Raw genomic sequence first — 9,339 nt, forward strand, 5'->3', positions numbered from 1 at the left:
GCCCGATACCGACACATCGTTATCCGCGTTGCTTGCAAAAACCGTCAGGTCGCCAGTGCCCTCATTCGTCGCTTCAATCGCTTCCCGGCCATTTGTTGAGACGGACCCATTCACAGTGACAGACACATCTGTAGTGTTCGCTAAGCCCCGGGCCCGAATGGCTTTGTATCGCTCAGAAGTCACATTGTCGACGGTGATAACCAACGACCCGCCCGTCTCATTCTGACCCATGACGCCATGGTGGTAACCATAGACATCTGCGTCGCCTGCCGCATTTGTGACGTCGATTGTAACGCCGCCGGTTCCTGTGTTTTCCACGAACATTCCGACACTGTTTGAAAATACAGTTCCCGTGACATTGACGTCGACGTCGCCAGTGACTGATCCAAGTTGTTGCGCAGCGATACCATTTGCGCCTGACACGACGTCGACGACATCAATGTCAATGCCACCCGAGCCATAATGCACGATATCGAGCCCGCTACCTTCTGAACGGATCACATCTGTATCAAACGTTTTGGAGGACTGGACGACGATGTCACCAGCGCCATAGTTGCGCAGGCGTATCCCCCTTTCGTAGCCGTAGACCGAGCCATAGGTCGTGATTGACAGGTCGCCACTGCCCTTGTGGATCGCCAGGATACCATTGCCTGTCGGGGCATTAAATACACCGCTATGCGGGCCATAACTGATGATGTTCCCAAATGCCGTAATGCTCAACGACGTGCCGTTGTCGTCATTTTGGGCTACGATCGCACCATTGTTCGTCGCGGTGACATTGTCTGCCGTAATCGTGACGGCACCGCCATTTTGGTTGTCGGCGAATATTCCGCGCTCAACGGCAGTGACAGACACAGGATTTGCCATATTGCCATTGGTCGCGGTGATGGTCAAATCACCGGTGCCGTAGTTTTTGGCATTGATCCCGTCATCGGAGCCTTGGACCAAACGGTTGACCGTAATCGACATGCTGGTGGCGTCGGTTGCCCCCGCCGAAGCCTCGTTCGTTGCAGAGATTGCGTCGCCGCCATAGCCGTATACGTAGTCCGTATAGATATTAACGGCACCACCATTATAGTTGTGTGCTGCAATACCGACGCCAAGTCCGCCTTCTACCACTGCGCTATTACTTGCGTTGGTCGCATCAATCGTCAGATCGCCGGTGCCGTTGTTCGCTGCAACGATTCCGTACGCACCAAATCCCAACGTTTCTCCGGCTGCCTTGATGTAAAGCGATGTGTTGGCCGAGCTGTTGTTGGCTGCATTAATCCCGATGTCACCAATCAAATCGCCATAAGCTTTGATCGTCGTCGCTCCACCAACATCATTACGCGTGTAAGTCGCGGCTTGCGTGCCAAAGACGCTATCGGTTCCAGAGGTGTTGGTGGTGGTGATAATGATGTCACCTGTGCTGTCGCTTTTCGCGTAAATGCCAAAATTCCCCAAGGCAGTCACGTATTCTGCGATGATATCAATTTGCCCGCTTCCGCCAGTGATAGTGGCATTTATCCCCGACTGTGCAGCGTTAATATCCCCATTCGTCAGGGAGATTTCCCCAATCGTGATACTGCCGGCAGAGGTCGTTGCATCAATGCCATCGCCATTTGCAGCAGTAATATGGCCGTTCGCGGTTTGATCACCGATATTGATGTCGCCGCAAGTATCGACATGGATGCCGTCCCCACCTGCCGAGGTTATCCCGCCCGTAACGCCGACACCTTGAACGGAAACATTCCCGCAAGATGTGCCACCGCTATTCCGAGCCAGCGCATAGATAGCATGATCTGCGGCATCGGTACCGTTCGCATCGACTGTACCGATGTAGCTGACTGTGATCTCGCCACCATTTGATTGTAGTGTCAAAGCATCGCCGCCATCGGCGCGCACAGAGGCAAAGTTCCCTACCAAGACATCGCCACCTGAAGACTGAGCCCTAATGCCCACAGAGTCTGCGGTTACGGTACTTGTGTTGCTGCCAGAAATGCTGATCTGACCTGAACCAAGGTTCTGCGCAATAATGCCGTATCCACTGCCTGTTATCGTGCCTCTGGTGGTGACAGACACGTTCGCATTGCTCGCAGCATTGTCGATAGTCGCACCAACGCCATCGCCCGATCCGTCATTGTTTGTGTCGCCGGTTGCGGCGTTAGTGTTCACGGTGACATCCCCGGTCCCAGAGTTTACCGCGTAAACCGCATCGTCGGTGCCCAGTGCTGTGTCGACGTCAATGCCAATCGAACCGTCACCTCCGGTGATGCTTGCGTTGATCCCGTCTCCACCGTCACCGGTGATCGCCCCGTTTGTCAGCGTCGCATCGCCAATCGTGATGTTGCCGCCAGAGGTTATTGCCTGAATACCATCGCCATTTTCCGCAGTGATGTACCCGTTTGCGGTTTCATCACCAATGTTGATGTCCCCGCAGGTATTGACATAGATGCCGTTCCCGCCTGCCGAGGTTATGCCACCTGTGGTGCCGACACCTTGGATGGAAGCATTACCACAAACACCAACGACGGCATTTGGAGCGAGCGCATAAATGGCATGATCCAACGCGTCGGTCCCGTTTGCATCCACGGTACCAATGTTGCTGATCGTGATGTCCGCACTTCTGGAACGTGTATGAATGCCGCTCCCGCCAGTGCTTGTCACGGATGCGAAATCCTGAACGGTAACTTCTGCACCGTTCGAGCGGGCGTAGACACCGAAAGTGGCGCCAGTGACCGAGCCGGTGGCATCGCCGTCGCTATCTGCCCCGCTTATTGCTATGTAGCTGTCTACTCCACGCGTTGATCTCGCGTAGATACCAACTGACGATGTACCTGTCGTCGAACCTGACGCCTGAATTTTAACATAGCCATTGCCGTAATTTAAGGCCCGGATCCCGCTCAGCGCGCCCAAGACCGTTCCGGGTGTTTCGACCGAAACACTCCCGGCTGAGGTGCTAGCCCGCCTTGCTGAGATACCTGAGCCCGTCGTGCCGGTGGCATTGTCCGCGGCAATGAAAACCGAACCCGATGCCGAACTGTTTACAGATGAAGAAATACCGGTAGACCCTGTTGCAGAGGCTGTGCCGCTCGCGTTTGTAATATTCACGTACGAGTTGCCGGTACTAAAGTTTCCCAACTGTGCGAGAACCCCGTAGCTTCCAGTTCCCGAAACGGCGCCAGTGGACGTAATGCGTACGTCACCATCGCCATTGCTGACAGCGGCCAGAATACCAACACTGCTTGAACCGGTCGCGCTCACATTGCCTGTTGTGATCGAAACATCGCCACCAGAGTTCACAACCCGTATGCCACTGTCGACAGAATTAACATCGTCGTTTGTCACGACGGTTGTGGTTCCAACGCCCGAATTATAAGCCCGAACACCATATTCACCGGCGTCAATGGCAGACGTCTCGATGATGATATTGCCACTGCCGTCGGCTGTTGTTTCAACGTTAATGCCCGTCGCCGCCGCGGTAATGTCGCCCACCGGTGCGGAGGCACCAGAGGCGTCTCGACCAATAGTCACATCATCGTTGCGAACTTCGACAGCGATGCCCGCCCCCGAGTCGCTGTTAATACCACCCGATCCGCCAACATCAAAAATACGAACGTCCAAAGACGTTGTTGTAATATCAATTGCCGCTGCACCGGAGGTCGTGCTTTCTGCCCTTATGGTGCCGATGTCGTTGATCTGGATATCTTCATTTACACCAGGGGCTCCGCCAGTCTCGCTAATCTCAATGGCCGGCCCCTGAGTAGAAGAAACAGACAAAAAATCCCTGATATTGACGCCGGCACCTGCCGACTCGATGGTGATCCCCGCAGTAGCACCGGCCACAGTGCCGGTCGCAGATGAATTGAGAACGGCGCCATAAATATCGACATCCGCTGCAGCCGAAGCTGTTGAAGATACGTCGATCCCTGCGCCGGTGGTACCAATGAGACTCCCAAAGGCTCCGACTGTCGTACGACCGGTACCTCCGTTCACGATCCGGACAGCGTTGGTTCGCCCGACTGCTCGACCAGTGACGTCTGCCCTAACACCTCCAGCACCTGTATCATTGAGAGCATAGATCGCGTCATATGTTGTACCGGTCACATTTGTGGCCGCAACAGACACACTACCATCGTAATAATTACGTGCGCGAATACCGATGTCGCCCGTTACCCGACTCGTTCCGTTTGGATCAGCAGTGTAGGCCCCAACAAATACGCTTCCAGTCCCTGAATTCAGGGCGGAAATTCCCGTTTCTCCACCTTCGACTTCGCCGCGCGCCTGAACCACGACATTACCGGTTCCGCCGGTTGCCATAGCGAGAATAGCACTGTGAGTACTGGCTGTAGTTACATCACCATTGGCCTGAATGAAAACAGGACCCCTTCGAGACGTCGCACTGATACCACTACCACCTCCGGATGTGTTACTCCCGGTCGACTCGACAGCGCCGTTGGTACGAACAGTCACGCCACTGCTGAACGAGCCCAAGTCTCTAGCCAAAACACCGTAGCCATAGGCGCTTACAGCGCTGGTCGTTATATCAATACCGCCTGTATCAGCCCCGCCGAGGCTTCTCAAAGCATTGATACCATCTCCATTCGGGCTGGAAATATCACCAATCGCTGTGACATTTCCAATGTCTATGTTGCCGTCAATCGTGCTTGCATTGATACCATCTCCATTGCCGCTAGTGATCCCGGTAACCGTGCCAACCCCTTGAATAGAGATATCACCGTAGTTGGTGCTGACTTCAATCGTGTGGCTGCCCAGAGGCCCTGGTAGTGTCGTTACCCCACCTACATTGCTGATCGTGATATTGCCCGAGTTGGACGCCAGGCCGAACGCCTTTAAGCTACTACTCACATCTTCGACATCCTGAAAGGAGATGTCTCCAGATGTTGATGTCATGACGACACCGTTTCCGGTCCCAATGATAGTTGTGGCGGTCGGGTCACCGGTAATCGATAGGTTTGCTGACGATCTGACCTCCGCAAGAATGGCTTCGCTGTTCCGACCGAAAACAGTCTTAGCGTTTATGGTAATTGTGGCATCGCCAGAACCCGAATGGACCAGATCAATGCCGCGGTCGCCAATAATTGTATCTGTGTCGTCGACACCTGCCGTGATATCCACTGTTGACCCATTCGTCCGCGTACGGATCGCGCTCCAGGGACCAGTTGTAAAATCACCATAGGTGAAAACCGTTGCTGTGCTGATCGTGGTGCTACCGCCGCCCCGATTGTTGACAGAGATGCCGTGCTCATTAACGTTTATGGATCCAGCGGTGGCATCAACGAATACTTCGTCATTTTGGTTTGAGACACTCGCATTGTTAAGCACGTCAATGTGGATACCCCTTGCAGTGTTACTACTATCCGCGATTGGGAAGCCTGATGTTTTAGTCACAGGAGCACCAATGTCGCCTGTTGTGACAGAGACATTGCCACCGCTGCCTTGGGATATGCGAACGCCCGAGTCATAACCCAACAGTGTTGCGCCGACAGTGTTTACTGTGGAGTCTCCGTGGTCGGTTATGCCGAAGTCATAGTTTTCAATATGTACCGCATGTCCGGCGTCCTGCGGGTCGGCAGTCGGGTCACCCGTAACCGTGACCGTAGCCCCGTTTGACACTGTCACGCTGGCATCCGTGTTCCAACCACGCGCGTTGACCCGGACGCCGGCAAAAGCGTTGGTCGTTACGTCGCCTTGAACCGTCACGGAGGCTGTTGCATTATCGGAATATGTCGTAGCGAACACGCCGAAGTCGTCGGAGGTAATCGTCCCGCCTGTTGCGCTGCCATTTCTGCTGCCCGTTTGGATAACGAGGTCACCCTGGCTAAAAAGCTCGTTGCGAACGAATACGCCGCTTCCGTCAGTACTTTCGATATCACCTCTTGTCTGAATGGTTATGGCTTCGCTGGAGTCAATATTTTGCCCACGTACATTGATGACGTCACCATCAGATGTGAGATCACCGTTGGTGATAACACGAATGCTACCACCATAGTCGCCGGTGTTGGTTTGGTCGATGTCGATGATACTAAAATCATCCAGTCCACCTGTCGCGCTAATACTGCCGGTTCCTGACTGAGTGACGGTAATACTGTTCGCCGCCTGGATTGAGACGCGATCGGTGCCTGTAACACTATTCGTGTCGCCGAATAGTTGAAGCTCAACATCCCAGGAATTCGGATCAGCTGAGTCGGGAAAAATGAGGTTCGTCCGATTGATGGGCGCGTCATCAGTACACTCAACATACAACTGTTCCGGACTTCCGGATATGAGGGTTTCTGTACAAAGAGCTTGTGCACGGGACGCAAAAACAGATCCAATTACAACCGCCAAGGTAGCGGCTGAAACGCCGCCCCAAAGGTTCAAGCCAGCCTCAGATGCATAGCTTGCAGCCTGACCTGCCACCTTGGTCATACGACCTCCACGTATGTTCCTTAGCGGGCTCGAACGCTTGTTATTCATGAAAACTCAGCACTTCGTAAAATGACCGTTGATAGTTTGACTTATTTTTTGGCCTGGCTGATCAGGTCCGATCCTGACGCCTCTGCCCAGCTTGCCATCACTGAAGTGATGCAATTGCCTTGTCGCCTTTCTAAAAGGCCACTTGGATTTTCGTTGCATCAGCGAACCTCGTTACCTGGCTACTCCACAAGCGTGTTTTTTGATCACACATCATGATGCATCCAAACCTCAGCCTCTTTTTTGCCATGGCTTATTCCAATTAAGGGATACCCAGCCAGACAAAGCTTGAAACAAGGGCTTGAACGTATGACACGCTGACGAAGTCGTTGTAGCGAATTCAGGCCAGGGCTGTCGTTGCTCATCCGTCTCAATGCTGGGTACTTTCTGTCTCACGCCAATCATACAAAGTTGAAAGACAGTTGATCGCGCACCAACAGCAATCATCGGGCCAAGCTCCTACGGAGACCTAACCGACGAAAAAACTTGAAAAACAAGGTAGTTTGAAATCTGTTGCGCAGTGTCATGTCTCGCTGCTGTGGTCGTCAATTGGGGGTTACACATCGGTTCATGAACAGCTTTCAACGGAACACTGAAATAGCCTTAAGAAAGCAAGCAGTACAAATACTGCTCCGGGTTCATTTCCAAAAACTCGGCCGCACTGATGATAGCGCGTCAACAACTTTGAGACATCCACGCATGGCCATTTGGCTCGTCTGGATGCTGAAATCTCATGCGGCGGCCAGTGTTGCCACCGGTGTTTTTAACGAACTCAGATTTCACTCCGGCGAGAGCATCGCGCGCCAGTGCAACGTGCATTCCAGCGTTTCGACCGCGCGAGTACTCAATCGACTACTCAAGAGGCGTAGATGGCGACTACTATTTCCGTGTTTTCCCTCGGCACCTCGACCGTCTGGGTTCAAGCTCAAGACAATAGTCTTTTGTCGACAAGCGCGGTCGAAGATGCGTTAAGGACTTATGGCAGCGTCACCGAGCCACTTTGGGGCAGCCAAATGACATGGCAACCTGCGGGGACAGAATCCGATAGCTTCGACACCATTGACCCATGCTGGTCGACTAGACCCGACATCGACAACAATTGTGCAAACGATCAGTTTAGCGTTGACGGTGGCATCACAATGCAGAGATTCGACGCCTCGATGACATTTGATGCAACCATCATCCATAGAAACGGGGCAACCTCTAAGACAAGTGCAGTGATCGTTCAGGATACTGAAGGTCGCATGTACTGGGTGCCTGAGATCGACGAAAGCGGCAATCAAGACGACATAAAATCTGCCAACATTGTCTCAATTGAGCTGACCGATCCAGTTTGGGCCAACGGACGCGTCGGAGCGGGCTACAATCTGGCAGTCGACCGAGTAGACAGTGAGCCAGTCTGCTTCGTTGAAGGCACCAAAATCACAACTTCAAAAGGCGGTGTGCCAGTCGAAGAGTTGCGTGTCGGTTCGCTAGTTCGAACCATGGACCACGGCTCGCAGCCCGTTCGTTGGGTTGGACGCAGAGAAGTTTCAACGGCAGAGCTGTTTCTGAACCCCAGACTTCGCCCAATCAAAATTTTGGCTGGTGAGCTTGCGCCGAACGTACCCAGCCAGGATTTATATGTCAGCCAACAGCTCAGATTGCTAGTCAACTCGCCTGTTGCACAGCGCATGTTCAACAGCCCCGAAGCACTTATCCCGGCCGGGAAACTAACGTCAGCACCCGGGATTGCCTTGAAGATGACAAATGCGAGAGTGACCTACTATCATATCCTCTTTGATCGTCATGAGATTGTTTTCTCAAACGATACGCCCACCGAAAGCTTCTATACCGGACCGCAGGCCTTGTTGGCGTTGGCACCGACCGCCCGGAAGGAGATCATGAGCTTATTTCCTCAGCTCAGATCAGACTCGCAAGCCTTGCCGCCGGCGCGCTTAGTGATCTCACAAAGGCGACAGATCGAAGATCTCATTTCACGCCTCGCGCAGACCTCAAAAACTCTGATCGAACCTTGACAGCCAGAACAGAAAGCCTGTCAGGGCAAGACCACCTTTGAGAACCGGATCTCTCTTACGAAATCACCAAGCCATTCAGCGTGTTGTGGAATGACATTAGCATCCTCCCAGAAGTGCGATCAATGTCATCGACACGCCTACTGACGAGATGCGGCTCTGGTTGTCAGACTTTATGATGGTCGAAATCACCACAACAATTGCGTTGTGAGAAGTCTATTCTGGAAACGAGCCGGTTGTGACTGTGTCCGTTGTGACAAGAGCCATCCTTCCACTTTGGCTCTGGTTGGTTTCAGGTTCCTTTCTCATCTCCACTCCTTAGCGGACGCGATGAGCCAGAAGCTCTCTCTTATCAAATCGACCTGAATCGTTCCACTGCTGCTGATGTCAGACAGCGTTTGGGCAGTTAGGGATTGGATTTGTCTCGGTAATCTCAATTCCGCTGTAGATCCCGATCCGCACGAATGGTCTCTAGTTGGGCGTCGGTGGCGCTGGTGTATTCCCGTTGAGCGTGATCGAGACATCCCGACGATCGAGATAGCCATCCCCAAACCCGTTGTGGCCGTTGATAATTCCGTCAATTACGAAGGGGGTGACCGTGACCAACGTGATTGATATCGAACAGTTTTCTGGTGTGACCATCGGGGGAAGCATCATGGTACAAACTGTTGGTTTCCTCGCGTCGGATGGCGATACAATCAACGTAGTTGGCCGGAACATCCCATCCGATCAGGCCATCACAATCGAAGCCGAACAGCGCATCTCCAGCCAGTCTGGGACAGCCATTCGGATCGACAATCAGAGCCCGTCCGGAGATATTTCTGTGACGGCGAACGAATTGACAGCGATCCGCGGCACCGGCGTC

Annotated in this window: 3 protein-coding genes; 2 read left to right on the forward strand and 1 reads right to left on the reverse strand. The window is 53.2% G+C overall.

What is annotated here, in order from left to right:
- Positions 1–6,414, reverse strand: a 6,414-nt coding sequence (locus ACR0MP_RS21795; protein WP_480888091.1) for a beta strand repeat-containing protein, incomplete at its 3' end; no start/stop codon positions are given.
- A gap of 914 nt (positions 6,415–7,328) precedes the next feature.
- Here ACR0MP_RS21795 and ACR0MP_RS21800 point away from each other — a divergent pair.
- The gene (locus ACR0MP_RS21800; RefSeq protein ID WP_480888089.1) at positions 7,329–8,477 is read left to right on the forward strand and encodes a Hint domain-containing protein; all 1,149 of its coding nucleotides are present in this window, start codon (positions 7,329–7,331) and stop codon (positions 8,475–8,477) included.
- 595 nt (positions 8,478–9,072) lie between these two features.
- The coding region (locus tag ACR0MP_RS21805) for a hypothetical protein (RefSeq protein WP_480893911.1) at positions 9,073–9,339 on the forward strand (267 nt) is incomplete at its 3' end.

It is taken from the genome of Ruegeria sp. K3 (assembly GCF_056531845.1).